Genomic DNA, 25,390 nt, shown 5'->3' with positions numbered 1-25,390 from the left:
TTCGGCACTGACATTCATCGACACACTGTTGAGTTCTCAAAGAACACGCACACACCATTGCCACCGTTCATACGGTAACGCCGGGGCTTACACGCTCGAACCCCAGACATGGCTGATTACTTTCAAGCCTTGCCTGGGTTGTTCAGTGCACACTCCGTACAACCTCGTTGTCCCTGTCCGTGAAGACCGGGTCGGTGTCCGTGTCGCTCTGACTCGACAAAAGTTACGCGAAGACCAACACATACGCAAATCGCCTGGTCAGATGTAATTTCTGCGTGAACATCTGACCAGGCGACCGAGTGAGAGCTCCGTCAGACGATCGCAACGGCATCGATCTCGACCAACATCTCTTCCCTCGGGAGTCCCGTGAACACCGTGGTGCGACTCGGCAGCACGGCGCCGGAGGTATTTGCGGAGACAAAAGCGCCATAAGCGTCGTTCATGATCGAGAAGTCCTCACGCTTGGTCAGGTACACGCGCAGCATCACGACATCGTCGAACGTCGCACCGCCGGCCTCGACGATGGCTTTGACGTTCTCGAGAGTGCGAGTGGTCTGCGCAGCCACATCGCCCGGGTACAGGTATTCGCTGGTTGCGGGATCCACCGGTCCCTGTCCTGATACCTGCACGAACGGCCCCTTCCTCACCCCCTGGGAAAAGGTGTGGGCCGGTGCCGGGGCACCTGTGGTGCGGATTTCGATCTTCTCGCTCATTGTTTTCCTTCCATCGGGCTCTTGTCGGTTGTCGTACGGTCCTGGTGTTCCTGCGGCTGCCAGCCAAGCCCCTCGGAAATCGCTGCGGCCGTCCGTTGCACTTCGGGCAGCGCAGCCAGCACCTGTTCATGGTCGAGCAGCATGTCGGGCACGGACATCGATACGGCAGCCACGACATCACCGGTGCCATTGCGTACAGCGGAGCCGACGCAGTTGACGAACGACTCGTGCTCCTCGCGGTCCTCGGCGAATCCTTGCGAGAGGACGAGGTCCAACTCCCGCAGATATCGCTCGGCCGTTCTGATGGTTCGTTCGGTGAACGGCGTGTAGGTGATGCGTTGCGCAATCTGCTCACGCTCTGCCTGTGGGCGTGCAGCGATCAAGATCTTCCCGACGGCTGTGCAGTGCAACGGCGCAGGCTTTCCGACCCGCGAATACATCCGCACGCTCTGTTTTGCGTCGAACTTGTCGATGTAGATGACCTCACCCGCTTCGTAGGTTGCCAGGTGGATGGTCTGACCAGTGATCGTGTTGAGCTCGGCCAGGTGTGGCCGGGCGATGCTCCGTATGTCGCGCTGTTCGAGTGCGCGGTTGGCCAACTCGAACAGTCTCGATCCGAGTTGATACCGGTGCTCTGCATCGTGCTGGACGAATCGGTCGCTTTCCATCGTGCGAAGTAGCCGCAGCACGGTGGTCTTGTGCACATCGAGGACCGTTGCAAGCTCGTCCAGCGATCTCGATCCGTCGCCGAGCAAGCCGAGGATAGTCAGCGCCCGCGAGAGACTCTGACTCACCGAGGCACCACCGAACGGCGGGCGGCCGTGGCCGCATAGTCCAGTGTCGCCCACTCGGCGTCGTCGAGTTCGGCCAACCGGGTCAGCACATCGAGGGGCAACACCGACGCGATGTCTCCGTGCCCGGCGAGCGCACCCGCCGCACAGAGGTGGCCGAACCGAACACGCTCGACGGCGCCCCTACCCAAGAGCAATCCGGTCAAGTAACCGCCCGCGAAAGCATCTCCCGCACCGATCTTTTCGACGACATCGAGTTTCAGTGCCGGCACATCGAAACGAGTGGTGCCCTCGAACGCGGTCACGGTGTGCGCGTCGTTCTTGATCACCAAGTGCTGCGGTTGCGGGAACATCTCACGCAACTCAGCCGGATCCGACGTCCCGAACACCAGCGCCGCTTCGTCGGACCCCATCGAGACCACATCACTTCCGCGGACATGCTCGCCGAGTACGTCCGCGGCGGTACCCGATCGCGACTTCCACAGCGCCGGCCGATAGTTCAGATCGAAGCTGACCGTGGTGGATCGGTCCATCAATGCTCTGGTCAGTTCGGCCGCACTGTCCGAGATGGCCACTGTGATTCCGGTGAAATGGATCAGGTCGGCTCGGGACACCAGATCCGAAGCTACTTCGTTGAATTCGCTGGGCGACAGTGCGCTCGCGGCCGATCCGGCACGGAAGTAGGTCATCGCACTCTCTCCGGACGCGAGGTCGTATCGGTCACCGGAACCCGAGCCACGTTCTTTGATGTACATGCCCGTGGGGCGCGCGTCGTCGATCGCTACGCCCGAAGTATCGACGCCTGCGTCCGCCAATTGCCGGACCAGGTACCGGCCGAATCCGTCGTTGCCGACCCGAGAGACCCACGCGGCGTCGACTCCCAGCTGCGCGAAGACCCTGGCCACGTTCGCTTCGGCACCGCCGGACGTGCGATGGAACGTTCCCGAGCTCTCCAGCGGACCCGGTTCGGCAACCAGAACGACGAGGCCCTCACCTACACACACCGCTCGGGGTGTTTTCACGTCGATCTCCTCGAGGTCTTGCGGGAAGGCTGCTTGCCGTTGCAGACTACAAAGCATCAACATATTGCGCAACCACCGTTGCATAATATGCAACGCAACAGGATCTTTCCATGGAGGAACGAACGTGATCGACACGGATGCCGTCGAGCAGTTGAGTCGACGAACCCTCGGGCCCGAGCACAAATCGCTTCCCCCACGGTCGTGGGGTCATACCGTCGAGAGCTTTCTCGCCACGTCTCCCCGGCTTTCCGAGTTCACGACCCCGGTGCTCACCCTCGATCGTGCGCGTATGGCGTCGAACATCTCGGTCATGGCCGACTGGACGGCACGCGCGGGGGTGCTGCTCGCGCCCCACGGCAAGACGTCGATGGCCCCTCAACTGTGGAAACAGCAGCTCGATGCCGGAAGCTGGGCGATCACCCTCGCGACCGGGTGGCAAGTTCAGGTGGCACGCGCATTCGGGGTCGGACGCATCGTCCTCGCCAACGCCGAGATCGACCCCGTCGCGTTGACGTGGGTTGCCGCCGAACTGGATTCACATCCCACGTTCGAGTTCTACTGCTGGGCAGACAGTGTCGCGACGGTGCACGAGATGGACCGCATTCTGGCGACACAGGGGCAGCGCCAGATTCCGGTGATCGTCGAACTCGGTGGTCCACACGGCCGAACCGGCGCACGCACAATCGAGGAAGCAGTGTCCGTTGCCCGTACGATCGCGGCGTCGTCACGCCTGACCTTGGCCGGCGTCGGCGGTTACGAGGGAGCACTGAGCCACGACCGCTCCGAGGACGGCCTCGAGGCAGTCCGAAGGTATCTCGCCCAGGTCGCACACCTCCATCGCGCACTCGACGCCGAGGGGCTGTACGGCGAGCACGCGGTGGTGACCGCGGGCGGCAGTGCCTATCAAGATCTCGTTGTCGAGCGACTGCATTCGCTCACCACTGACGATGGCGTACGTACCGACGTTGTGCTTCGCTCGGGTGCATACGTGGTGCACGACGACGGCTTCTACTCACAGATTTCTCCACTCACTCCCGCCCGCACCGACGCGCCACTGACGTCGGCGATGCACGGATGGGCGCGCGCCGTCTCCCGCCCCGAGCCAGGTCTCGCATTGCTCGACGCAGGCAAAAGGGACTTCCCGTTCGACGAGGGAATGCCCGTGCCGCAACACATCAGAGGGAACGAGCTGCTCGACCCAGGAGCCGAGGTGACCGCTCTGAACGACCAACATGCGTTCCTACGACTACCGGCAGAAGACGCGGCGGCACTGCCGGTCGGGTCGGTGGTTCGACTGGGGCTGTCTCATCCCTGCACCGCATTCGACAAATGGCGTCTCGTTCCCGTGATCGACGACGCGGACAGCGACGACCCACGAGTGGTCGATCTCGTTCACACATTCTTCTAGAGAGCCGAAATCCTATGCCCAGTACTCTCTTTCGAGGTGCCGACGTCATCGACGGCACCGGATCGCCACGACTGCGGCGCGACGTCCTCGTGCGCGACGGTGTCATCGCGTCGATCGTCGAGCCCGGAACTGTGCCCGGGGCCGACAGAATCGTCGACGCCTCGCCCGGTCAGGTCCTCTCCCCCGGGTTCATCGATATGCACGCCCATTCCGACCTTCGACTGCTGACCGACCCCGATCATTTCCCGAAGATCAGTCAGGGCGTCACAACCGAGGTCATCGGGCAGGACGGCATCGCCTACGCGCCGATCGACGACGCCACACTCGATGTGGTGCGACGTCAGATCGCCGGATGGAACGGCAATCCCGTCGACCTCGACTTTTCGTGGCGGTCGGTCTCGGAGTACCTCGCGCGACTGGACCAGGGCATCACCCCGAACGCTGCGTATCTCGTCCCTCAAGGCACCTTGCGCTACCTCGCGGTGGGTGCGGACCAACGACCGGCGACGCCGTCCGAGATCGACCACATGCAGGAATTGTTGGCGCAGGGCCTGCAGGAGGGCGCTGTCGGCATGTCGAGCGGTTTGACCTACACGCCCGGAATGTACGCGGATACAAGCGAATTGCGCGCACTGTGCGAGGTCGTCGCCGAGTTCGGTGGGTTCTACGCGCCACATACCCGGTCGTACGGTGCCGGAGCGCTCGACGCTTACCAGGAAATGCTCTATCTCTCCCGGGATACGGGATGCGCGCTGCATCTGACGCACGCCACGATGAACTTCGGCGTCAATCGTGGAAGGGCACGTGAGTTCCTCGACCGCGTCGACTCCGCGATCGCCGACGGATGCGACGTCACCCTCGACACGTACCCGTACCTGCCTGGAGCCACCACACTCTCTGCGCTACTGCCGAGCTGGGCGATGTCCGGCGGCCCGGACCGAGCCCTGGAACGGCTCGACGATCCGGACATGCGGCGACGCATCGAGCGGGATGTCGACGTGAACGGCTCCGACGGCTGCCATGGAGTCACGGTCGAGTGGGACACGATCCAGCTCAGTGGTGTGGCCAATCCCGAACTCGATCGCTACGTCGGCCGCACGATGTCCGACATCGCGTCCGAGGAAGGACGCTCACCGGTGAACGTGTTCTTCGACTTCCTTCGCCGCGATGCGCTGGCCACCACCATTCTGCAGCACGTCGGGCACGAGGAGAACGTGCGCGAGATCATGGCGCATCCACACCACATGGGTGGCAGCGACGCCATTCTGGTGGGCGAAAAACCGCACCCTCGCGCTTGGGGCACCTTTCCTCGCTACCTCGGTCATTACGTGCGTGACGAGCAATTGCTGACGCTCGAGGACTGCATCAATCACTTGACCGGACGCCCGGCTGCACGGCTGAGACTGCACGGACGCGGCACGATTGCCGAAGGCCATGCAGCCGACCTCGTGCTGTTCGACCCGGTGACCGTGCGAGATACCGCCACCTTCGAGAACCCGAAACAACAAGCCGAGGGAATCAGCCACGTCATGGTGAACGGCACATTTGCCATCGACGATCGAAGCTCCACCCACTCACTGGCAGGCCACGCCCTGCGCATGGACGCGACCCGAAAGCAGACGTCATGAACGCATTATCGGCAATTCTCGAGGACCGCGCACTGTCGGTGGTCCGTGCCCCGCGCATATCCGATCCCGCGGCGCTGGCAGATGCGCTCGCGCGCGGGGGAATTCGCGCACTCGAGCTGACCTTCACCACACCGGGAGTTCTCGAATTGATCCGGGCCGCGTCGGATGCAGGTGCCATCGTGGGGGCCGGTACCGTGCTGACCGCCGATCAAGCGCGGACTGCGGTAGACGCCGGCGCGCGGTTCGTCGTCACACCCGGGCTACGACCCGAGGTCGCCGCGGTAGTCACGGACGCAGGGATCCCGCTGATGATGGGAGCTCTCACCCCATCCGAGGTGATGACCGCCCTCGATCTCGGGGCGGACGTGGTCAAAGTCTTTCCAGCACGGACTGTCGGGCCGGCGTATTTCAAGGATCTGCTCGGTCCATTTCCGGACGCCCAACTCGTTCCGTCCGGCGGCGTGAACGCAGGCAATGCCGCCCAGTTCCTCGCGGCCGGTGCCGTGGCCGTGACCGCAGGCACCGATGTGGTTCCACCGGCATCGGTCGCCGATGCCCAGTGGGACGACATCACTGCACGAGCCGAGGCGTTCGTGGCAGCTATCAGCGCAGACATCAAGGAAGGCTCGTCATGAATTCAGTGGTCGACTGGCTCAGAACCTCTACACCAGGTCTACTCGTACTGTGCGGCATCGCAATTGCCGTGCTGCTGGTAGTCATCATCAAGGTAAAGCTCGAACCGTTCATCGCGCTCCTCATCGTCGGTCTGGGGCTGGCCCTCGCCGCCGGTCTGCCGGTCAACGAGATAGTCGGCACTGCGATCAAGAGCAACGAGTCATTGCTCGAAACCGGCTTCGGGGGAATCCTCGGGCACATCGCGGTCATCATCGGATTGGGTACCGTGCTCGGCGCGATACTCGAAAAGTCCGGTGGGGCACAGGCATTGACCGCAAAACTCCTGGGGGTGTTCGGAGAACGCGGTGCACCCATAGCAATGGGCCTGTTGGGCTTGATCTTCGGCATTCCGGTGTTCTTCGACATCGGCATTTTCGTGCTGGCTCCACTGGTCTACGTCGCGGCACGCCAGGGCGGAAAGTCGCTGGTCCTCTACGCGCTGCCGATGCTGGCAGGTCTGTCCATGACGCACGCCTTCCTACCGCCGCATCCCGGGCCGGTTGCCCTCGGCGGCTTGCTCGAAGTGAATTTGGGATGGCTCATCCTGTTCGGGTTCATCTGCGGCATTCCCGGTTTCATCGCCGCGGGCCTGGTGTGGGGTAATTGGATCGGCAAGCGCATCATCGTCGACGTTCCCGAGGACTTCATCAACGACGGAGACGACACGACCGCAGATGGCGGTGGTGCCGGCACGGTAGCAACAAAGCGTCCGGTGATCACGACGCCGCCGTCGGTGGGAACCATCGGCGCAATTATCGCCGTTCCCTTGGTCTTGATCCTCGGTGCCACGTTCGGCAGCATCCTGCTCGATCCCGGCAACCTACTCGAAGTACTGACGTTCTTCGGCACCCCGGCCGTCGCGCTGCTCATCGCAGTCCTGATCGCGTTCTACGTGCTGGGTATTCGACGCGGATCCACGGTCCAGGAACTCAGCAAGCTGACCGGAGAGTCGCTTCGTCCGGTGGGCATGCTGCTCCTGGTGGTCGGCGCAGGCGCGTTCTTCGGAAAGGTCATCTCCGCCACAGGTATCGGCACGGCCCTGGCCGACACCATGGCGGCCGCAGGTCTTCCCATCATCGTGTTGGCGTACATCATCAGCTGTGCGCTCAGGGTCGCCCAGGGCTCGGCAACCGTGGCCATCGTGACCACCGGCGGCATCGTCGGACCACTGGTGGCAGCCCAGGATTACTCCGCCCCAGCCGTTGCGCTGATCGCCATGTCCATCGCAGCGGGCTCGATCATCGCCAGCCACGTCAACGACGGCGGATTCTGGATCATCTCGAAATTCTTCAATCTCACCGTCAAACAGACACTGCAGACGTGGACGGTCCTCGAGACTATCCTGTCCGTGGTCAGCTTCGCCGTCGCGGGAATCCTCTTCGCGATCATCGCCTAGAGCCGGTGGCGCGGTTGGGTGCCCTGCGCGGCATTCAATCGCGCCACTGAGCCTCCGGCGGCACTCAATCGCGCCACTGTGTCCGAACCTGATCACCGACGAAATGTGTGTTCTCGGCAGACATTTCGCGGCTACCCGATCGGCCCATCAGATCGTCGATCCGATCGTCCAGGCTGTGGGCACGAGTCATCGCGTCGGAAGTTCGAGCCTCGCTTTCGGAGGACTCGACGAGATTTGCCAGGCGGACAAGCGCGGCCACCCGACCGGTCAACTGTGTCCATACCACTTCCAGTGCGCCACGGCGCGATTCGACCTGAGCGGCAGTCTCCTCGTCGACCATCGTCTCACCGATCCGGTTCAGCTCGGTCGCTACCGTTCGCAGGGACGTGGCGTCGACCGAGATCTCGGTGAGCTCTACGAAGAGGTCGAGTTGATTGCGCTGAATCTCGAAGTAAGTGGACTGCCATGCCGGCGAACGGCGCACTCGGTCGAACGATGTTCCCGCCAGAAACAGCAGAGTGTCGTATCGATCGACGAACCGATCGTCCTTGCGATCGACGAGCTGATCGACCACGCCGGTTGCCCACTCGACCCGGTCACCCACAGGAGTTCGGCGCGCGAGCATGCTCACGCGATCCGTGGCCGCGTCCACCAACGACAGGCCGCGCTCCGCAACCGGACCGAACCGGCGTGGTGCAGGCGTCCTCATCAGTGCGTCGAAGACCGAATCCCGTTGATCGAGATCGAGATGCAGACCTTCTCGACGCTCCTTCCGTGCCGCACGCACTCCGGTGGCGTAGTGCCGATTCGACATCACCACGGTGGTGCGCTGATGGTTGATGCGTTTGTTCAACTCGGCAACCCGTACTCGGTACACCAGCGCCGATCCTGGCTTGCTCGTCGTGTCCTTGGCGAGCCATCGATCGCGCTCGTCGACCAGATTTCGCAATGTGCCGAACCCCCCGATCGACGGCAGCGAGCGGCCGGAGTGCCATCGGTTGATCAGCACTGCTCGCGTGGACTCGTCCACCCGCCCGGCCGCGACAGCGATGGCGGCCGGGTCGGACAGCGGCTCGGAATGTCCGGGTAACCGGCAGTCGGCACAGCGGCTGTGCACTTCGTCGTCGAGTCGGGCGCGCTGCTCGGCCGACCCACTGCCATCGAACTCGGACATCGTCTCTCCTAGATCAGGCCCAACCGTCGCTGGTCCGCTCGCCTTCGAGTGTTCCAGAAGTTCAGATCAGCCCGCGGAGCGATTCCTCGGTCTGCGGCTTCTTGTCCGCGAGAAGCGTGCGCGCCACATCGAGACCTTCCCAGACGTTCCACATCAGCACACCGCGAACTACGGCCTCGTCGTCGAGGTAGTACACGACGCCCTCCTTGCCGACCGACTTCCAGTCCTCGACGGTGCTCATCGACGTGGACAGCGTGCCTACGGCCTGATATCCGTCGTCGTAGATATCGGAGTAGAAGTACGGGGTGTACCTATACGGCTCGGCTGCGCCGGCCATGTTGCGTCCGGCGGCCTTGCCCATCTCCGTGGCGTTGTCCACGTGCTCGACGCGTCGGCGGCCGAGAATGGCGTCGGGATAGTTCGCAACATCGCCGGCCGCGTAGACATGGTCGTCCTCGGTCCGCAAGAATTCGTCGACGACGATGCCGTCCTCCACTGCCAGCCCGGCAGCGCCGGCCAGTTCGGTGCTCGGCCGCACACCGAGACCGAATACGACGCCGTCCGCCTCCAGTGCGGAACCATCGTCGAGTTGGAGCTGGACGCGAGCCGACGCCTCGGCACCCGAGGACACCTTCGTTCCTCGGCGCACGGTCACTCCGTGATCGGCGAATCCCTTGTCGAAAACGGCAGCCAGGCTCGGCGGGAACATGTGCCCACCGACTACGTCGTCGGATGTCACGAGAGTGACCTTCACACCCTGAAGAGAGAGGGCAGAGGCGATCTCGGTGCCGATGTATCCGCCACCGACCACGGCGATGTGATCGGCGGTCTTCGTCAACTCACGCAGTGCCCGGTAGTCGGCGAAGGTGCGGAAGTACACCACCCGCGGACTGGGGGCGAGCTCGATTCGCGTCGGTTCGGCTCCCGTTGCCAGGAGCAGAGTCCCGTACTCGTAGCGTTCTCCCTCGTCCGTCGTCACCGAGGAGTTCGACCGGTCGATCGACGCCACCCGAGTTCCGGTGTGCACCTGCGCATCGGTGTCGGAGGCAGTGCCGAGCGGAACCTGATCGCGACCGAAGTCCGAGTCCGTCCACAGCTTTTTCGACAGCGCGGGCCGGGTGTACGGCTCGTCGGAATCCGCCCCGAGAATGCCGATGGAGCCAGTGGTGTCGTGCTCGCGGATCCCGCGAGAGGCACTGTCGGCAACCATTCCCCCGCCGATGATCAGGTAGTCGTACTGCATCGTTCACTCCTCGATGTCGACGTGATTCGACACTGGGCTACCCGGAACGGTGCGGTCACAATCCCGCGGGCAGGCGGGCCAGGAATATCTGCATGTCGGGGGAACCGACCGGACTGTATCGAGCATCACACCCTCGAGAGGTTGGCCCAGGCCGGTCGAGTGGGCATCTTGGACTGGGCGACGAAACATCGTTTTAACTCGAGTCGGGCTGTAACGGTTCCGTTCGGCAGAACGACTCACACCTCAGGACGCGAACAAAAGGAGACGATGTGACTGTTCAGATCGATTCGCTGGCAATTGGCACCGACACCGCCGACATTGCAACAACCGACGTCGACCAGCTCTTCGACGATGTGGCAACGCTCGACGCCACCATCCTCGACGCCATCGAGCGTCGCACGCGCATGGCGCGCACCCTCGCCGCGGCGACGTCCGACACCACCTCGGATTCCGCTGCCGATGCCTACCTCGATCTCGGCAACGACGGCCATGTGTTCTCACGGATGCTGTCCCGTCTTGCACAGATGACGCGGTAACGCTTCACACTCCCCCTTTCAGCTTCGCAGTCCGCGACCCCGTCGAGCATCGCTCGGCGGGGTCGCGTCGTGTCGGCAGGGGTGTGCCCGGTGACTTTTCGGAACGGCAGCTGTCAGTAGAAGCAAGACCGTTGCTCGACGGTCTCATGCAGCCGGCTCCCACACAAAAGGTGTACCCATGTCACGTATGTTGTTCGCCAATATGCCCGTTCGAGATGTCGTCGCAACCCGTTCGTTCTTCGAGGGGCTCGGGTTCGCCTTCAACGACGTATTCAGCGACGAGAACACCGCCTCGATGATCGTCAGCGACCAGGCGACGGTGATGTTTCTGAACACATCTCGTTTCGAGGACTTCATCTCCGACTCGATCTGCGACACGGGCTCGGCTCGCGAGGTCCTGATGTGCATCTCGGCCGACAGCCGCGATGAAGTGGATTCGTTGACCGACGCCGCGATCGCTGCAGGTGGGTCATCGTGGATGAAGCCCCAAGACCACGGTTTCATGTACGGCCGGGCATTTCGAGATCTCGACAACCACGTCTGGGAAGTGATGTGGATGGACCCGTCTGCGGTTCCCCAGAGCTGACCAGCAGTCGTTCAGAGGCGGTCGGGAAGGCCGAATCGATCGAACAGCGCGAGATCGAAGAAGCAGGCCACGTGCCCGACCCCTCTGGCATCGACGTCGAGGACGTGCAGCTGGAACGCCCGATGGATACCGTCCTCGCCCAGCATGTAGAGCCCGTATGCGGGTTGACCGTTGGCTGACGTGGGCACCATTCGCATGTCGCCCGCGCCACTTGCCGGGCAGTTGTGTCGGATCAACGACCCGATCGTCTCGGCACCCCGGTACCACCCGACGAACGGCGGCATCTCCCACACCGCATCCGAGGTGAACAGAGTGACCAAGCGGTCGATGTCGTAGTTCTCGAAACACTCCACGTACTGCGTCAGCAGCTCCTGCAGCTCGTCGGATCCGATGGGCTCGACATCGTCGAGTTCGGGCGCAATTTCGTCGAGGCGCTCCCTTGCTCGCTGCAGCAAGCTGTTGACCGCGGTCGTCGTCGTGGCGAGAACCTCGGCGACTTCCGACGCCTTCCACTGCAACACCTCGCGCATCAACAAGACCGCTCGCTGACGGGGTGACAAGTGTTGCAGGGACGCCACCAAGGCGAGGCGCACCGATTCACGCGCCACCACGATGGAGGCGGGATCGCTCGAGTCGGCCAGCTCCGAATCGGCGATCGGTTCGAGCCATGGAACCTCGTTGTTCTGTACGAGTTCGTCGGTAGGGCCGGAACTCGGTGCCCCCAGGCCGGTCGGGAGCGGACGCTTCGATCGACCGTCCAGAGCAGTGAGACAGGTGTTGGTGGCGATTCGGTACAGCCAGGTGCGCAGCGACGAGCGCCCCTCGTATTTCGCGTACCCCCGCCACGCGCGAATGTACGTTTCCTGCAACAGATCCTCGGCGTCGTGAATCGATCCGGTCATGCGGTAGCAGTGCGCGAGCAGCTCTCGACGGAACGGATCGAACTGCGCGAGGAAGTCGTCCTGCTGCACGGAGGCCACGGTCATGCGGCACAGCCTAGACCGGAGGCGGGCGCGTCACAGCTCGAATGCGCGCCACGTAAAGGTTTGCCCACATATCTGGGTTAACCTCGGCATCGTGACATCGGCAACGAGCATCGACGACTTGGTCGAGGAGCTGTACCTGCAGCGCCGCCGGGCGTGGGAAGCCGCGCTCGTCACCGCGCAGAACTTCCTCGAGACCATCGCCGACGAGATACTCGAAGACGTCGATCGAGATCGACTGAACGCGCAGACGGCGCGCATCAAGGATCCTGGACGATCCGCCGACAAATTGCGCCGCTATGTCTCCGAGGGCCGGATCACCGAACCGACCGACGCGGACGCCGTTGCCGAAGCCCTTCCCGATCTGGTCGGCATCAAGGTGCTGTGCAAGACCCCGCGCGATCAACTGACGTTCGTCGCAGCGCTCGAGCGTGCATGCAACGACCCGAAATGCTCGGTGCGATTCGCGCAACCACCCACCGATTACGTCGCCTTTCCCAAACCCAGTGGCTACCGCGCATATCACGCAGTGCTGGTCGTTCGAGTTGCCACGCATCAGGGCGACCTCGATGTGAAAGTGGAAGTACAGGTCAAGACACGCCTACAGGACGCGTGGGGCGAGCTGACTCACGAAGACATGTACAAGCCTGGCGAGGCACTCAAGCCCACCAAGAAACACACCGACTACGCCGCACACATGGCCCACCTGCTCGACCAGGTGGATGCAATGGCCGACGATCTCGCGGCACAGCTGGATTCGTTGACCGCCGCGTCGAAGGATGGCAACGTCCTCGCGGCAGACCCGATCCCGAAGGATCCGGATTTCATTCGTGCCCGGGTCACCCGCACCGGTCCCCGGTACGCCCTCGCAGTCGGCCCGGACGGACGCCGAGGGCTGGTACCCGCTCGTTCGGTGAAAGCCGTCATCGGCTCGACGGACAGAATTGCCGTCGACGATTATCTGGAGGTGGGCGACTACATCGACGTGGTCGTCGAGGATTCCGAGGACGCTCTCTACTACCACCTCACCTCCCAGCCGCCTCGACACAAGCCGGCGAAGAAGCGTAAGCGCTGACCTGCGGTTCTCAGGAACATCTCACGTCCGTGCTGTAGACATCGGTCCTCGTGACCACTATCGAGAAATCCACGGTTGTCACCGACATCGACAATGCGTCCCCCGACTGGCGTACGAAGTTCCGTACTGCCGAGGTTTTGGTGCCGGCGCTCGCGTTCGTGGTGTTGGCATCGCTGTACGCGACGATGTCCGTTCTCGGCCATCGGCAACTGCGCACATCCGGATTCGATCTGGGGATATTCGTCCAACAGGTCGCGTCGTACTCACAGTTTCGTGCCCCGACCTCCGACCTGCTGGGCACCGGCTACAACACGCTCGGCGATCACTTCTCACCCATCACCTCGCTGCTGGGGCCCGTCTATCGGGTGTTTCCACATGCCGAGACGTTGCTGATCGCCCAGGCTGTGTTGTTCGCGTCGGCCGTGATTCCCATCAGCAGGCTGGCGATACAGAAGTTCGGCACGGTGGTCGGGGTCGTGATCGCAGCGGCGTTCGGACTGTCCTGGGGCGTTCAAGCCGCGCTGAATTTCGACTTCCACGAAGTGGCGTTTGCGATGCCTCTGCTGGCGATGTCGATGGTCGCCCTGGTTCGTCAGCATTGGCTGCCCGCACTGGCCTGGGCTCTGCCGCTGGTCTTCGTCAAAGAGGACATGGGGCTGACGGTCGTCGTGATCGGCGCACTGGTGGCACTGTGGACGCGCGGTCGAACCCGAATTCTCGGGATACTGACAGCTGCATGGGGCCTGACCTGGGTAATTCTCGCCGTCAAGGTGATCATCCCGATGCTCAGCTCCGACAATTCGTACGATCAGGGCTCGAAGCTACCCCCGCTCGGTGAGGGCATCGCGGACACCGCGCACGGCTTGGTTGCCGGCGATTCTCGGGCGGCCACCGCCTTTCTGCTGCTCGCGGTCACCGGATTTTTCGCGCTGCGCTCGCCTCTCCTGCTGATCGCCGTCCCGACGGTCGCGTGGCGCTTTCTCAGCGACAACACAAACTTCTGGAAGCCGATCTACCACTACAACGCGATCCTGATGGTGATCGTGTTCATCGCGTTGCTCGACGCGTTTGCACGCAGTCACCGACACGGTCAGCTCACCGAACGTGGTCGCCACTACATCGTCGCGTTCGTGGCCGCGTTCGCGGTCGTGGCGTTGCCGTTCCTACCGATGGCGCGCATGGTGCAGGCACAGGAATGGACGATCGATGCGCAGGCCGCGACCGCTCGGGACATCTCGGAGTGGATTCCCGCCGATGATCGGGTTGCAGCGTCGAACAATCTCGTGGCCCAACTCGTCGCCGATCACGACGTCTCGGTCTTTCCCCAACGCTCCACCGATTCGACCGTCCCGGACTGGATCGTCGTCAATCGGGCGCGGCCGGCCGGCTGGCCGACGGACGAGGCCGGCGACCGTCAGGCGATCGACCGGGCGCTGTCCGACGGGTACGACGTCGCATACTCGGTCGACGGCATCGAGGCCCTGCACCGCAGCTCGAGCGGTCCCCACTAGGGTTCAGAAGGTTCGACCCTCCACCCGTCACAGACCGTGACGACGGCAATTGCAAGGCAGGTACAGGACATCGACGCTGCAACCGGCGATCTCGGCACCACCAAGGCCGCACCCAAGCGATCACCGTGGAATCGGAAGAATCCCTATCGCGCACAGATTCTGGGCAACCGACGCCTGTCCGGTCCCACGTCGGCCAAGGAAGTTCGGCACGTTGCGATCGCGCTGGGAGACAGCGGTATCGCCTACCAAGCCGGGGATGGTTTCGCCGTCAAACCCGTCAACGACGCCGCACTGGTCTCGGCCGTCGTCGACCGCCTCGGTGTGCCTGCCGATACCGCCGTGCACACCAAGTCCGGTGAGATCACGCTCGCACAGGCGCTGACGACGGAGTACGAAATCGGTATCCCGTCCATGGACCTGATCGAGGCCGTGGCCGAACATGCCGGCGACGCCGAACTCGATCACGTCCTGCAGAACGGCGACCGAGCATCGTTCGACGCCTGGACGTGGGGACGTGACGTCGTGGACGTTCTCGATCTGGACCGGTCGCCTGCCTTCGATCCCGCCGAATTCCTCGGCTTGCTGCGTCCACTGCAGCATCGCGTCTACTCGATCTCGTCGTCACCGATCGCCCACGAAGGCACCGTGCATCTGACGGTGTCCACCGTCCGATACCGGTCGGCCGAGCGTGACCGCGGCGGCGTCTGTTCGACGTACCTCGCCGATCGAGTCGGCGACGGCAACGAGGCAGGTGTGTTCCTGTCGGCCAACAAGTCGTTCCGCCTGCCCGAGGACGACACCCCGATCATCATGATCGGGCCCGGAACCGGAGTGGCACCGTTTCGAGCATTTCTGCACGAACGGCGCGCGCGTGGTGCCGCGGGAGACAACTGGCTGTTCTTCGGAGATCAGCATCGGTCGAGCGATTTCCTCTACGAGGACGAGCTCGTCGAGTTCGAGCGCGACGGTCTGCTGAGTCGACTCGATGTGGCATTCTCCCGCGATCAGCACGAGAAGATCTACGTGCAGCACCGCATGATCGAGGCAGGCAAGCAACTGTACGGCTGGCTCGAGGCAGGTGCGCACTTCTACGTCTGCGGCGACGCGGCCCGGATGTCCAAGGGCGTCGACGAGGCACTGCACGAGATCGTCGCCGAGCACGGCGGCCGCTCCCCCGACGCTGCCGAGGACTACGTCAACGAACTCAAGCAAACCAAGCGCTACCTGCGGGACGTCTACTGACGCCCGCGTTCTTGTCGGACCCCCTCGCTACCGTCTGAACCCACAGGCATCAGTTCTCGTCCGAGAAGAGGGTTTGCACCGTGACCGCACTGCAGAACGGCCATTTCGACTCCACTACCGCGCTCGCGTGGGCCACGTTCACCGAGAATCTGCACGCGTGCCTTCGGTCCCTCCCGAGACGGGACTACATCACGGTCACGGCCGCTCAAGCCAGCCCCGGCGAACGCGGTTTGCGGCCGTACATCGATGTGGCGGCGACGGACACCGGGGTCCTGGTCACCGTTGCGGCAATTCCTTCGCTGCTGTACCCGGACGCCCCGGAGACGTCGGCCATGGACGTGCAGTTGGTGGAATTCGGATGGCTGAACCGCGGTAAACCGATCGCCGACGGATCGGTCATCGATCTCACGCGAACCGACTCACGAGCCGATGCCGCGCTCGTTTCCGAGATGATCACGCGTGCGTTCCGCGAGATCTGGAACGTTCCGCACCCCTCGTTCCTCAGTGTCTGGGGCGTCGCAGCCGATGGCGTGTCATCCGGGCCACGAGACTTGCAGCGGGGGCTCGTCGCCTCGGCAGCCGAGACCGCCACTCCGGCCGACTTTTCCGAGACGCCCACCGAGGTTCCTGCCGAGCTGGGGTCGCTGCAAGCGTTGTGTCAATTGACAGGTCGCCGAGTCGACCCACACACCGTTCGATCCGTGTGCAACGACAGTGACCTCGACGATCTGACGGCTCGTGCCGTGGCCCTCCATCGCTCGGCCGCCAGGCAGGCCCGTCGGTCGGCCGGCGCGGGTCGAGACGACTCGGTGGCTGTGTGGTCCAATCTGGCCCGCACCTGGCTTTCGGTCGCACGAAGCATCGACGCCGCGATGAACGAGGCCCGGCACGCGTGCCGCTGACCGAAGCTACAGGATCGTTCGTCGCAGACCGCTCGCCCGTAACACCTGACGCTCGACGCCCGCCCGGATGGCGTCCTCGGTGCCGATCACCCGCACGTGCGATCGCGCGCGAGTGATTGCGGTGTAGAGCAACTCTCGGGTCAGCAGTGTCGATGCCTCGGCGGGGAGAAGAACCGAGACGGTGTCGTACTGACTGCCCTGGCTGCGGTGAATCGTCATCGCATACACCGTGTGAACCGACGAGAGCACGTTCGGGTGGATCAGCACGTGACCGCGCCCGCGGGCGAACGCTGCCATCGCGGTTCCGTTGTCTCCCAACACCACGACGCCGGTGTCACCGTTGTATATACGCGCTTCGTGATCGTTTGCCGTCACCAACAGTGGCTGACCGGGGTACCACAGTGCCGGATCGAGAAACGTTCCGCTGTGCTCTCCCACCCACTCCATCGCTTGCCGATCCCATCGCGCGACACCCCATCGGCCCTCGCGGTGCGCGCACAGCAGGCGATGCTTCTCGAGACCCAGAAGTGCCGCGGGGGCATCTCCGGCTGCTGCGGCGGCGGTGACTTCGGCTGCGGTGTCGATCACGTCGGAACGCAGCGCATCCACGTCGTCGGGGCCATGGAAGGAAATTTCTTGTGCGCCGGACTCGAGCAGCGCCATCACGTCGTCGCCCCGGCCGTCTCGCACGGCCACTGCCAACTGCGCGATTGCCCCGCCGAACCGTCTGCCTCGACTGAGCCGCACGACGCCGCCGCGCAGTCGGTTTCGCTCGAACGGGCTCAGGGCCGCCTCGGCCGGATCCTCCGCGGCGGCGAAATCCTCGTCGACGAGCTGCGCCAGCACCGGATTCTCGATGCCGGTGACCGGCCGGGCCACAAGGTCTGCCAGCACCGCGCCTGCGTCGACAGACGTCAACTGGTCCGGGTCGCCGACCAGGATCAAGCGTGATTCGGGGCGGACGGCTTCGAGCAGCCGGCACATCATCGTCAGTGACACCATCGAGGTTTCGTCCACAACGATGACGTCGTAGGGCAGGCGGTTCTCAGCGTCGTGGCGAAACCTCGTCTTGCTGCCGGGCTTCCAGCCCAGTAGCCGATGCAAGGTCATCGCCTTCAGATCTACCGGCAGTCCGAGGAGCTCCGCTTGTTCGGACACCGACTCCTGCAATCGGGCTGCGGCCTTGCCGGTGGGTGCCGCCAACCCGATGCGCAGATCGCTTCCGTGTTCCCGGACGAGCAACGCCAGAATCCGAGCCACCGTGTGGGTCTTACCGGTTCCCGGCCCGCCTGCGATGACCGTGGTCCATTGGGTCGCCGCCAGGGCTGCCGCTATCCGCTGACGATCGGGAGCAACAGTGGGCGCACCCGATTCGTCGACGAACAGCTCGGTCAGAGCGCGGCTGATTTCGGCGGCATCGGACTGCGGGTGAGACTGCGATCGATGCTCGAGAACATCACGAACTGTGCTCTCCTGCAAGTGATATCGGTCGAGATACAGGAGTTCACCCTCATCGGTGTGAACGAGTTTCAGCGGCGTCAACGGTCCGTTTGCGCTACCGACGACGAGGGGACTGACCGACAGTGCGCCGAGGACCTCGCCGAGATCGGGCCACGGAAGCGCGCCCGGATCGACGTCGGAATCCTCGTCGACCGTCACATCTCGCAGTCGTCGAAGATCGAGGCACACCGATCCCGATCGCACGGCACGCACCGTCAGCGCAGCGGCCAAGAGCACCTGCTCCGACGACTCCCCGGCGAGCGCGCCCAGACGCAGTGCCACGTGCACGTCGGCGGCGGTGAGCACACCTGCATCGTTGAACGTACGCAGAAGGCCGCTGCCTCGCAGTGCGGTCGTCACGCTCGTCATCGAGTCACCTTTCCGGCGAGCAGGTTCGACAGCTCGACCACCAGCGCCGCCGTCGGGTTCCAGTCGAACACCCCGCAACCGGCAGGAGTGTTCGGCCCCACCATGCCCCGGACGAACAGGTACCGAACTCCGCCGAGGTGTACCTGTGGGTCGTATCCCGGTTGACGCCACCGCAGATATCGATGCAGCGCAACGGCATACAGAATTGCCTGCAATGGATAGTGCGAGCGCATCATCTCCTGAGCCATCTTCTCTCGGGTGAAGTTGCCTGTCGTCAGATTACCTCGGGCGAGCCGGTTGGTCTTGTAGTCCACCACGACGTAGCGCGGTCCGGGCACTCGTAGAACCGAGTCGATACTGCCGGTGAGAAAGCCGCGCAGGGGTAATTCTTCGATACCGTCGAGCAGATCGGGGTAGGACGCGAGCGGGTCGGCAACGTCGAGGTGCCGACGCATCAGCCGCGCAACGGATTTCAGGGTGACCGTCGCCGCCACCGGATCGTCACCGCCGGCCAACGGAAGCTCGAAGTCGAGCTCGGCCATATGGTCGGAAGGCGCGATGTCGGCAAGCGTCCCGAAGCCCAACGGCGTGTGCATCACCGGCAGAAGGGCTGCGGCCAACGCCACCGGATCGACCTCGGCCATGCGCGACGCGACCGCTGCACTGCAGCGAAGCTCGAGCTCGGCGAGCAAGTCGGGAGCGGAGGTGTCCACGTGTTCGAGCGCCTCGTGCACGAGTGTTCCGAATGCGGCACCGGCGGGCATGCCGTTCATCGGTGACTCGATACCCTCCAGCCTCGCATCCTCGGTGTAGTCGCTGTTCGACTGAGGTTCGGCCGGCTCGTCGGTCTTCTCTGGGTGCTCGGCCTCGCTTGTCACCCCCACCTCCGGCTGAACATGTGCTGCGTCGTGAGCGTGAGCTGTCAACGCGGAGTACGACGTTCGACGCCACAGCAGGTCCAGAGTTCGATCGAACCGCGCGGCGGCTACGTCGACCAGTGGTTCCTCGGGTCTGACCCAATGCTGCGTGGACGGCGCACCGGGCCCTACCGGTTCGATCGAGATGATGTCGGCAGCGGACCCGACCCAGGACTGGAGTCGGTTCGCAGTGGTGGCATCGTCGAGCACCTTGTACAAAGGCTCCGGTTGGGGAATCCCGGGGATGCGGCCGAACAGCATTCGATGCAGCGACGATGTCGCGGTATTCCGGCCCGGTGCCCACCACAGCACTATCTGGCTCTCGGCACGGGTCAGGCCGACGTACAGCAGCCGCAGTTCCTCGCCTGATTCTTCCTGATCGTTGATCATTTTCCTGGCCGCGTAGCCCACTCCTGACGGTCCACCGACGTCTCGAATCCGGTCGCCTTTCTCGTGCAGCAGGAGCGTCGACGGCTTGCTGAAGAACAACGTGTCCCAGGCGTACGGCAGGTATACGACAGGGAATTCGAGCCCTTTGCTGCCGTGTGTCGTCATGATTTGTACTGCGGCGGAATCGCTGTCGAGTCGTCGGCTGCGATCGCTGGATCCACCGGCTGCCGGTTCCTTGATGCGGTCGGTCAACCAGCGAGTGAGTGCTGTGATTCCGAATGACTCGGATACTGCTGCGCGATTGAGCAATTGGGCGATATGCCGCAGATCGGTCATGGTCCGTTCGCCCGCTTCGACTGCGAGCAGCCGGGCGTCGAGCCCCGACTGGGCCGACACTCGCTCGAATACTGCGGCGAACCCGGCCTCGTCGAAGAGTATCGAATATTCACGCAACCGGCTGCTGACCTGGGACAGAGCATCCTCGGCTCCGGAGTCGAGTTGAGCGGCAGTCCACCCGAGCAAGGGGGTCAGGGCGGCGAGGCGAACGCGGTCGGTGCGATGCGGTTGCTCGATCGCCTGCAGCAGCCACAACCAGTGTCGGGCACTCTCGGTGCCGAACACGCTGGTACTGCTCGACACGACCGACGGGACGCCTACGGCGTCCAGCGCGTCTCGAATCAGCTCCACCTGCTTGGTAGTTCGGGTCAGCACGGCGACGTCTCGCGGTTCGATCGCCCGGGGGCTGTCGGGTCGGTCGATCGTGGCACGGCTGGACAGCAGCTCGACGATGTCTGCCGCGACGTCGGCCGCGACCTTGGAACGCAGTCGATCGACTGCCGGAAACCCCTGTCGCAGGGGGCCAGCACCGGTTCGCGGAAGATAGCGCAGCCGCAGCGGGGTGTGTCCGACCATCCGCGACGGCGGATTTCGGGCTTCGACACGGTGAACCACGATGTCGTCATGCCCGAGGGCTGCGCCGCCGTACAGATGGTGCAGCGCATCGAGCAGCCCAAAATCACTGCGCCAGTTGGCGGTGAGCTCGTACAGATGGTCCGCCGATTCCACCGCATCGAGGTAACTGAGCACCTCTGCCCCGCGGAATGCGTAGATCGCTTGCTTCGGATCACCGACGAGAATGAGCGTCGTCGATCCGTGAAACGCCCGTCGCAGAATGTCCCACTGCATCGGGTCCGTGTCCTGGAACTCGTCGATCAACACCACTCGGAACCGGTCTCGCACTCGCGCACAGGCGGCCTCACCGTGGACGGGGTCGGACAACACCGAATGCAGCAGTCCGAGCAGATCGTTGTAGTCACGCACCCCGAGCAGCCGCTTGCGCCGTTCCATTTCCCGCCGCGCTTCCCGGGCGAACCGCACACGCAGCGCCGGCTCGCGGTGACCGTCGTCCCCGTCGAGGTTCTCGTTGTCGGGGTACAGAATCGACTGCTGGTCGCCCACGGCCGCCGAGGCCAACTGGTGCGCATCCCGCCTGCTGAATGCCGGCGCTTCGTCGTCGCCACTGAACATCTGCAGGTACAGGTCGTCCACGACCTGCTCGAGCAGATCGGACACGGATTCGACGAATGTCGATTCCGGTTCGCGCTCCCCCGCGATTCCGAGCCCGTCGAGCATGCGCTGACAGAAGCTGTGGGTGGTGACGATGGTCCCGGCATCGAAATCCGACAGCGCCTTGCGCAGCCTCCTGCGACGGCGGTCCACCTCGGCGTCGTCGGCCGATGCCAGGAACACCACCAATGGATCTCGTTCTGCACGAGCAGCTTTCGGGTCTGCAAGGTGACGCGCGATCGACGCGAATCTGCTGCGGGTGCGGTCGCGGAGTTCCTGGGTTGCCGCCCGACTGAACGTCACCAGAAGCAGGTCGGAGATCTCGGCAATGCCCTCGGCGATGTAGCGCGCGGCCAGTCCGACGATCGCGTAGGTCTTGCCGGTACCGGCGCTGGCTTCGAGCACGGTGGTTCCGGTAGGCATCGGACCGAGCAGATCGAATCCGCGAGCGGTGGTCATGCGTTCCCCATGTTCTCGGCCGTCAACAGCGGGTCCCACAGTGTGCGAGCGAGGATACCGAAGCGGCTCGTCTCGTTGGACGGCTCGGTTTCATCGGCGAGCGGGGTCGCGGCCAGCAGTGTCTGAAACGACAGGGCCGGACCGTGCACGTACCGCAGCGAGCGATCGTTTCCGTCGCCGAAGTCTCCTCGCCATGCCCAGGTGGCGGATTCGTAACCGTCCTCGATGGATCCGCCGCCGAACCGCTTCTCCGCGTACGCCGATGCAGTGCCGGTCGATATCGGCAGCGGCGACGCCAATCCGCGATCGCGCAGATTCACCAGCACGCGCAGGGTGGCAAGGGGATCGCGCGGTGCCGTCAGTCGCGATCGACGAGGAGGCCGCATGCCGCTCGCCCGTCCGATGGTGACGGCGCTCCACTCCCCCGACTCGGACGCGGCCACCGCCAGCAACCGCACCCACGCGGCCAATCGATGCTTGGCGGCCAGGCGAGAGTAGGACGAACGCGCCAGAACACGGCCGTGAATTCCGGTGACGGTTCCGGTCAGGCGTCGTCCGTCGCCGAGATCGACCGCAACATCTCTGGTGTCGGCCGGGCCTTCGTGGAACGGCGCGGCCGCATCGGCGATGATTCCGACGATCTGTCGGATGTCGGACATCTCGCGTCGGCCCTGATGAAACGGCGGAAGAGTCCCGCGGCGCCATTCGGCGTCGGCGAATTCTCCGATGTCTCCGCCCGCGAGCACCGCGGCGAGCATCCGATCGCCGATGTTCCACCGAGACAACGGGTCCAACTCGATGTCGAGACTGTCTGCCAGGTCGTCCTCGAGCTCGGGAACGCGAAAGCCGAGCCGCTGGCGGAGAAACGCCTGCACCGGGTTCTCCACGAAAGCGATCACATCGGCGAGTTCCACATCGCCTCGATCTGCCGGCGGGAGCGCAGCGGGCAGAAACGGGGGCACGGGCAGGGGCGCACGTTGCTGCGAGACCGCTCCGGCCAGCGCGACGGTGTCGAAACTGAACGGATGTTCGGCCTCGAAATTGTGAGGATCGAACGGCTGCAGCGGATGCCGATGTTCGACGCTTCGACCGGCGGTCACCTCGAGCACATCCATGAGTTCGCGCAGCGGAATCGCGGGCGGCTTGACCGAACCGTCGACGGGGTCTGCACCGGTGTAGAACAGCAGGAGCTTTTCCTCGGCCGACATCACCGCGTCGAGCAGCAGCTGCCGATCCTCGCTGCGGATGTCTCGTTCACCGAGTGCCGGGTCGCGGGCGAGGATGTCGTCGCCATCGATACTTCCCACTCGCGGGAACACCTCGTCGTCGAGCCCGAGGAGCACCACCACTCGGTGCGGTACCGATCGCATCGGAACCATGGTGCACACGGTCAGCTCGCCGGTACGGAAGTTCGCTCTCGTCGGTCGTCCGGCCAGTCTCCTGGCCAGCATGGCGCGCACGTCCGCCAGTCGCAGCTCCTCCGATCCGCCGTGTTCGGTTGCCTCGGAGATCTCGCGATGTGCTTGTGCCAGTTGCCATTCGTCGACAATGGGCACGTCGGCGAGCAAATCGAGTGCGCGGCCCAGTTGCCGCGTCCACTCGGTCACCGACGCCGGACCGGCAAGCGCTCGCAGTACCGAGGCGAGCCGATCGACCAGCTCGGCGAAACGGCCGGCGAGGTCGATGTCGTTGCTGTCGACGTCGTCGAGAGGCAGCGCAAGGTCGAGGTACTCGTTGTGGGTCTCGTCGGCGGCCACGCCCAGGAGGATGCGGTCGAGGGCCGATTTGAACGTATTCTGTCGAAAGCCGTTCAGACCGAATGCTTCTCGTTGCCTCACGGTCAGACCCCAGCGGGCACCGGAGGTCGTCACCCATTCGCGGAGTCGCTCGAGATCGTCGTCGGTGAGCGAGAACTTCTCTCGGACCGGACCGCTCGCGGCGAAGTCGAGCAGCTCGCTCGCCGTCACCCGGCCTTCGGCGAAGTCCAGAACAGTCGCGATGACGTCGAGCACAGGGTTGGTGCGGCGCAAGCCCCGATCGGCGAGTCGCACACGCAGGCGGTGTCCTGGATGCACCAGCGCAGCCTGCCCGAAGTTGGCGCGAATCAACGGCGCATAGGTCTCGACGTCCGGGCACATCACCAGCACGTCCCGCGGTTCGAGCGTCGGATCGCCCGCGAAAAGATGCAGCAGCGACTCACGCAGAACCTCGACCTGCCGGGCGGGTCCGTGACAAGCGTGGATCTGGACCGTGTCATCCGTCGTCGTCACGTGGTCGTCGGATTCCATTGCAGCAGTCGGTGACACGTCTGCAGCGATGTCCGATTGAATCCGGCCGAGCAGGGTGTTCGCGATCTCGGGGCCCTCGTGATGGACGGAGTGGGTCACGACCGATCCGATGGTGGCCTGCAGTTCCCGGACGTCTCGAGACAGACTGGCCAACAGCGGATGCTCGACGGCAAGGGCCGTTGCGTCGTCTCGCCGATGCGTCACCGCGGGAATGTTCTCCAGGGCGGTCCACATCGACGGGCTGGGATGCGGAACCCAGATGTGTACCTCACGATGCTCCGAGAGCGCACCCAGTATGTCGAGTTGGTCGGTCGTCAATCGGGTGGGACCGAAGACCGACAACCGACTCGGTAAGTCCACCGATTCCGGTGCATCCCGTAGCCGAGCGCACGTCTCGGGCAGCCGCTCGGCGGGGCTGGGACTGCCGATCCGCTCCCGCACCAGGTTCCACACTCGCGGTTGCCACTGCAGGTCGGCATCGAGATCGCCGCCGAGGCCGTCGGTGAACCGTCCGGCGAACCAATCACGAAGCATCCGAGGTCGTTGAGAACCGTACGCACGGAACAGCTCTGCCACATGAGACGCCGTCGACCAGCGACGTCCTACACGGTGGTCCTCGGACCCCGCACCCAGATGCTCGAACAGCACCGCCGCCCACGGTTCGGTGCGGCACTCGTCGATGACGCCCAGAGCAGTCCAGAGCACTCGACCCATTGCCCACGGGTCGTCGTCCGGGTCGATGTCGTCGACCGCGCGGGAGACCAACCTTGCCGGGCTCGGAAAATCGATGTTCGCGGCGATGCCGTCACCGTCCGGACTGCCCAAGGTGCTCGAGAGTCGTTGAGTGAGCCACCGCTCGACACCCTTCGCCGGAACCGACACGATCTCGGGCGTGAAGCAGTCGTCCAACGGCACGGACAGGACATCGGCGAGCGCGTCGGCAAGGGTTCCTGCGCGTTCGGCGCGGTGGAGCGTCAACACCGTTGCGATCCCCTGCCTGTTCGTAGCGGAGAGCC

The 25,390-nt window shown here is 64.1% G+C and carries 19 protein-coding genes; 10 read left to right on the top strand and 9 right to left on the bottom strand.

Going from position 1 to position 25,390, the window contains the following annotated elements; translation table 11 throughout:
- Positions 1–311 precede the first annotated feature (311 nt).
- The 3 genes from O4220_RS21480 to O4220_RS21470 are packed head-to-tail and all read right to left on the bottom strand — an operon-like array spanning position 312 to position 2,526.
- Positions 312–713 (bottom strand): RidA family protein, encoded by a 402-nt coding sequence (locus tag O4220_RS21480; protein ID WP_269607516.1) that lies wholly within the window; start codon positions 711–713, stop codon positions 312–314.
- Entirely contained in the window at positions 710–1,507 is a 798-nt protein-coding gene (locus tag O4220_RS21475; RefSeq protein ID WP_269607515.1) for an IclR family transcriptional regulator, read from the bottom strand. Before O4220_RS21475 ends, O4220_RS21480 begins: the two co-directional genes overlap by 4 nt.
- Complete coding sequence (locus O4220_RS21470; protein ID WP_269607514.1) at positions 1,504–2,526, bottom strand: sugar kinase; 1,023 nt, start codon at positions 2,524–2,526, stop codon at positions 1,504–1,506. The genes O4220_RS21475 and O4220_RS21470 overlap by 4 nt, the downstream gene beginning before the upstream one ends.
- A 124-nt stretch (positions 2,527–2,650) precedes the next feature.
- Between O4220_RS21470 and O4220_RS21465 the strand changes: the two genes are divergently transcribed.
- From O4220_RS21465 to O4220_RS21450, 4 genes are read left to right on the top strand one after another with little or no spacing between them, the layout of a single operon-like run.
- On the top strand, positions 2,651–3,934 hold the full coding sequence (locus tag O4220_RS21465; protein ID WP_269607513.1) for an alanine racemase: 1,284 nt from the start codon (positions 2,651–2,653) through the stop codon (positions 3,932–3,934).
- Positions 3,935–3,948: 14 nt separating this feature from the next.
- A complete protein-coding gene (locus O4220_RS21460; protein WP_269607512.1) occupies positions 3,949–5,562 on the top strand; it encodes an N-acyl-D-amino-acid deacylase family protein in 1,614 nt (537 codons plus the stop codon).
- The gene (locus tag O4220_RS21455) at positions 5,559–6,197 is read left to right on the top strand and encodes a bifunctional 4-hydroxy-2-oxoglutarate aldolase/2-dehydro-3-deoxy-phosphogluconate aldolase (RefSeq protein WP_269607511.1); all 639 of its coding nucleotides are present in this window, start codon (positions 5,559–5,561) and stop codon (positions 6,195–6,197) included. Before O4220_RS21460 ends, O4220_RS21455 begins: the two co-directional genes overlap by 4 nt.
- Complete coding sequence (locus O4220_RS21450) at positions 6,194–7,633, top strand: GntP family permease (RefSeq protein ID WP_032379666.1); 1,440 nt, start codon at positions 6,194–6,196, stop codon at positions 7,631–7,633. Before O4220_RS21455 ends, O4220_RS21450 begins: the two co-directional genes overlap by 4 nt.
- A gap of 64 nt (positions 7,634–7,697) precedes the next feature.
- Here the strand turns inward: O4220_RS21450 and O4220_RS21445 are convergent, their stop codons facing one another.
- Both O4220_RS21445 and O4220_RS21440 read right to left on the bottom strand, forming a co-directional pair.
- Entirely contained in the window at positions 7,698–8,807 is a 1,110-nt protein-coding gene (locus O4220_RS21445; RefSeq protein WP_269607510.1) for a hypothetical protein, read from the bottom strand.
- A gap of 61 nt (positions 8,808–8,868) precedes the next feature.
- Positions 8,869–10,050, bottom strand: coding sequence for an NAD(P)/FAD-dependent oxidoreductase (locus O4220_RS21440; RefSeq protein ID WP_269607509.1), 1,182 nt, complete (start codon positions 10,048–10,050; stop codon positions 8,869–8,871).
- Between the two features lie 269 nt (positions 10,051–10,319).
- Here O4220_RS21440 and O4220_RS21435 point away from each other — a divergent pair, with 269 nt between their 5' ends.
- Positions 10,320–10,586: a hypothetical protein gene (locus tag O4220_RS21435; RefSeq protein WP_269607508.1), complete on the top strand. Its 267-nt coding sequence runs from the start codon at positions 10,320–10,322 to the stop codon at positions 10,584–10,586.
- A 178-nt stretch (positions 10,587–10,764) separates the two neighbouring features.
- Positions 10,765–11,172 carry a VOC family protein gene (locus O4220_RS21430; RefSeq protein WP_269607507.1) on the top strand — a complete coding sequence of 136 codons (408 nt, stop codon included), beginning with the start codon at positions 10,765–10,767 and terminating at the stop codon, positions 11,170–11,172.
- 11 nt (positions 11,173–11,183) lie between these two features.
- Here O4220_RS21430 and O4220_RS21425 read toward each other — a convergent pair whose 3' ends face one another.
- Positions 11,184–12,158, bottom strand: a complete 975-nt coding sequence (locus O4220_RS21425) for a sigma-70 family RNA polymerase sigma factor (RefSeq protein ID WP_269607506.1) — start codon at positions 12,156–12,158, stop codon at positions 11,184–11,186.
- A 91-nt stretch (positions 12,159–12,249) separates the two neighbouring features.
- Between O4220_RS21425 and O4220_RS21420 the strand changes: the two genes are divergently transcribed.
- The 4 genes from O4220_RS21420 to O4220_RS21405 all read left to right on the top strand — a co-directional run bounded on the left by O4220_RS21420 (position 12,250) and on the right by O4220_RS21405 (position 16,885).
- On the top strand, positions 12,250–13,230 hold the full coding sequence (locus tag O4220_RS21420; RefSeq protein WP_269607504.1) for a GTP pyrophosphokinase: 981 nt from the start codon (positions 12,250–12,252) through the stop codon (positions 13,228–13,230).
- A 50-nt stretch (positions 13,231–13,280) separates the two neighbouring features.
- Positions 13,281–14,741 (top strand): DUF2079 domain-containing protein, encoded by a 1,461-nt coding sequence (locus O4220_RS21415; protein ID WP_269607503.1) that lies wholly within the window; start codon positions 13,281–13,283, stop codon positions 14,739–14,741.
- Positions 14,742–14,777: 36 nt separating this feature from the next.
- Positions 14,778–15,983 carry a sulfite reductase subunit alpha gene (locus tag O4220_RS21410; protein WP_269607502.1) on the top strand — a complete coding sequence of 402 codons (1,206 nt, stop codon included), beginning with the start codon at positions 14,778–14,780 and terminating at the stop codon, positions 15,981–15,983.
- 80 nt (positions 15,984–16,063) lie between these two features.
- Positions 16,064–16,885: a TY-Chap domain-containing protein gene (locus O4220_RS21405; RefSeq protein ID WP_269607501.1), complete on the top strand. Its 822-nt coding sequence runs from the start codon at positions 16,064–16,066 to the stop codon at positions 16,883–16,885.
- A gap of 6 nt (positions 16,886–16,891) precedes the next feature.
- On the opposite strand, the gene recD is transcribed toward O4220_RS21405, so the two are convergent.
- The 3 genes from recD to recC are packed head-to-tail and all read right to left on the bottom strand — an operon-like array spanning position 16,892 to position 25,355.
- A complete protein-coding gene (gene recD, locus O4220_RS21400) occupies positions 16,892–18,754 on the bottom strand; it encodes an exodeoxyribonuclease V subunit alpha (protein WP_269607500.1) in 1,863 nt (620 codons plus the stop codon).
- Positions 18,751–22,086, bottom strand: coding sequence for a UvrD-helicase domain-containing protein (locus O4220_RS21395; protein WP_269607499.1), 3,336 nt, complete (start codon positions 22,084–22,086; stop codon positions 18,751–18,753). Before O4220_RS21395 ends, recD begins: the two co-directional genes overlap by 4 nt.
- A complete protein-coding gene (gene recC / locus O4220_RS21390) occupies positions 22,083–25,355 on the bottom strand; it encodes an exodeoxyribonuclease V subunit gamma (RefSeq protein WP_269607498.1) in 3,273 nt (1,090 codons plus the stop codon). The genes O4220_RS21395 and recC overlap by 4 nt, the downstream gene beginning before the upstream one ends.
- Positions 25,356–25,390 lie beyond the last annotated feature (35 nt).

The organism is Rhodococcus ruber (assembly GCF_027270735.1).
In the GTDB taxonomy this organism is placed as follows: domain Bacteria; phylum Actinomycetota; class Actinomycetes; order Mycobacteriales; family Mycobacteriaceae; genus Rhodococcoides; species Rhodococcoides rubrum_A.
The sequence above is the reverse complement of the archived record's forward strand: the minus strand, read 5'-3'. Positions and strand labels throughout refer to the sequence as shown.

Bases quoted from the DNA above. Each gene is read 5' to 3' on its own strand.
- O4220_RS21395 (WP_269607499.1), bottom strand. From the start codon at position 22,086: ATGACCACCGCTCGCGGATTCGATCTGCTCGGTCCGATGCCTACCGGA.
- O4220_RS21450 (WP_032379666.1), top strand. From the start codon at position 6,194: ATGAATTCAGTGGTCGACTGGCTCAGAACCTCTACACCAGGTCTACTC.
- O4220_RS21445 (WP_269607510.1), bottom strand. From the start codon at position 8,807: ATGTCCGAGTTCGATGGCAGTGGGTCGGCCGAGCAGCGCGCCCGACTC.
- O4220_RS21455 (WP_269607511.1), top strand. From the start codon at position 5,559: ATGAACGCATTATCGGCAATTCTCGAGGACCGCGCACTGTCGGTGGTC.
- recD (WP_269607500.1), bottom strand. From the start codon at position 18,754: ATGACGAGCGTGACGACCGCACTGCGAGGCAGCGGCCTTCTGCGTACG.
- O4220_RS21480 (WP_269607516.1), bottom strand. From the start codon at position 713: ATGAGCGAGAAGATCGAAATCCGCACCACAGGTGCCCCGGCACCGGCC.
- O4220_RS21460 (WP_269607512.1), top strand. From the start codon at position 3,949: ATGCCCAGTACTCTCTTTCGAGGTGCCGACGTCATCGACGGCACCGGA.
- O4220_RS21440 (WP_269607509.1), bottom strand. From the start codon at position 10,050: ATGCAGTACGACTACCTGATCATCGGCGGGGGAATGGTTGCCGACAGT.
- O4220_RS21430 (WP_269607507.1), top strand. From the start codon at position 10,765: ATGTCACGTATGTTGTTCGCCAATATGCCCGTTCGAGATGTCGTCGCA.
- O4220_RS21425 (WP_269607506.1), bottom strand. From the start codon at position 12,158: ATGACCGTGGCCTCCGTGCAGCAGGACGACTTCCTCGCGCAGTTCGAT.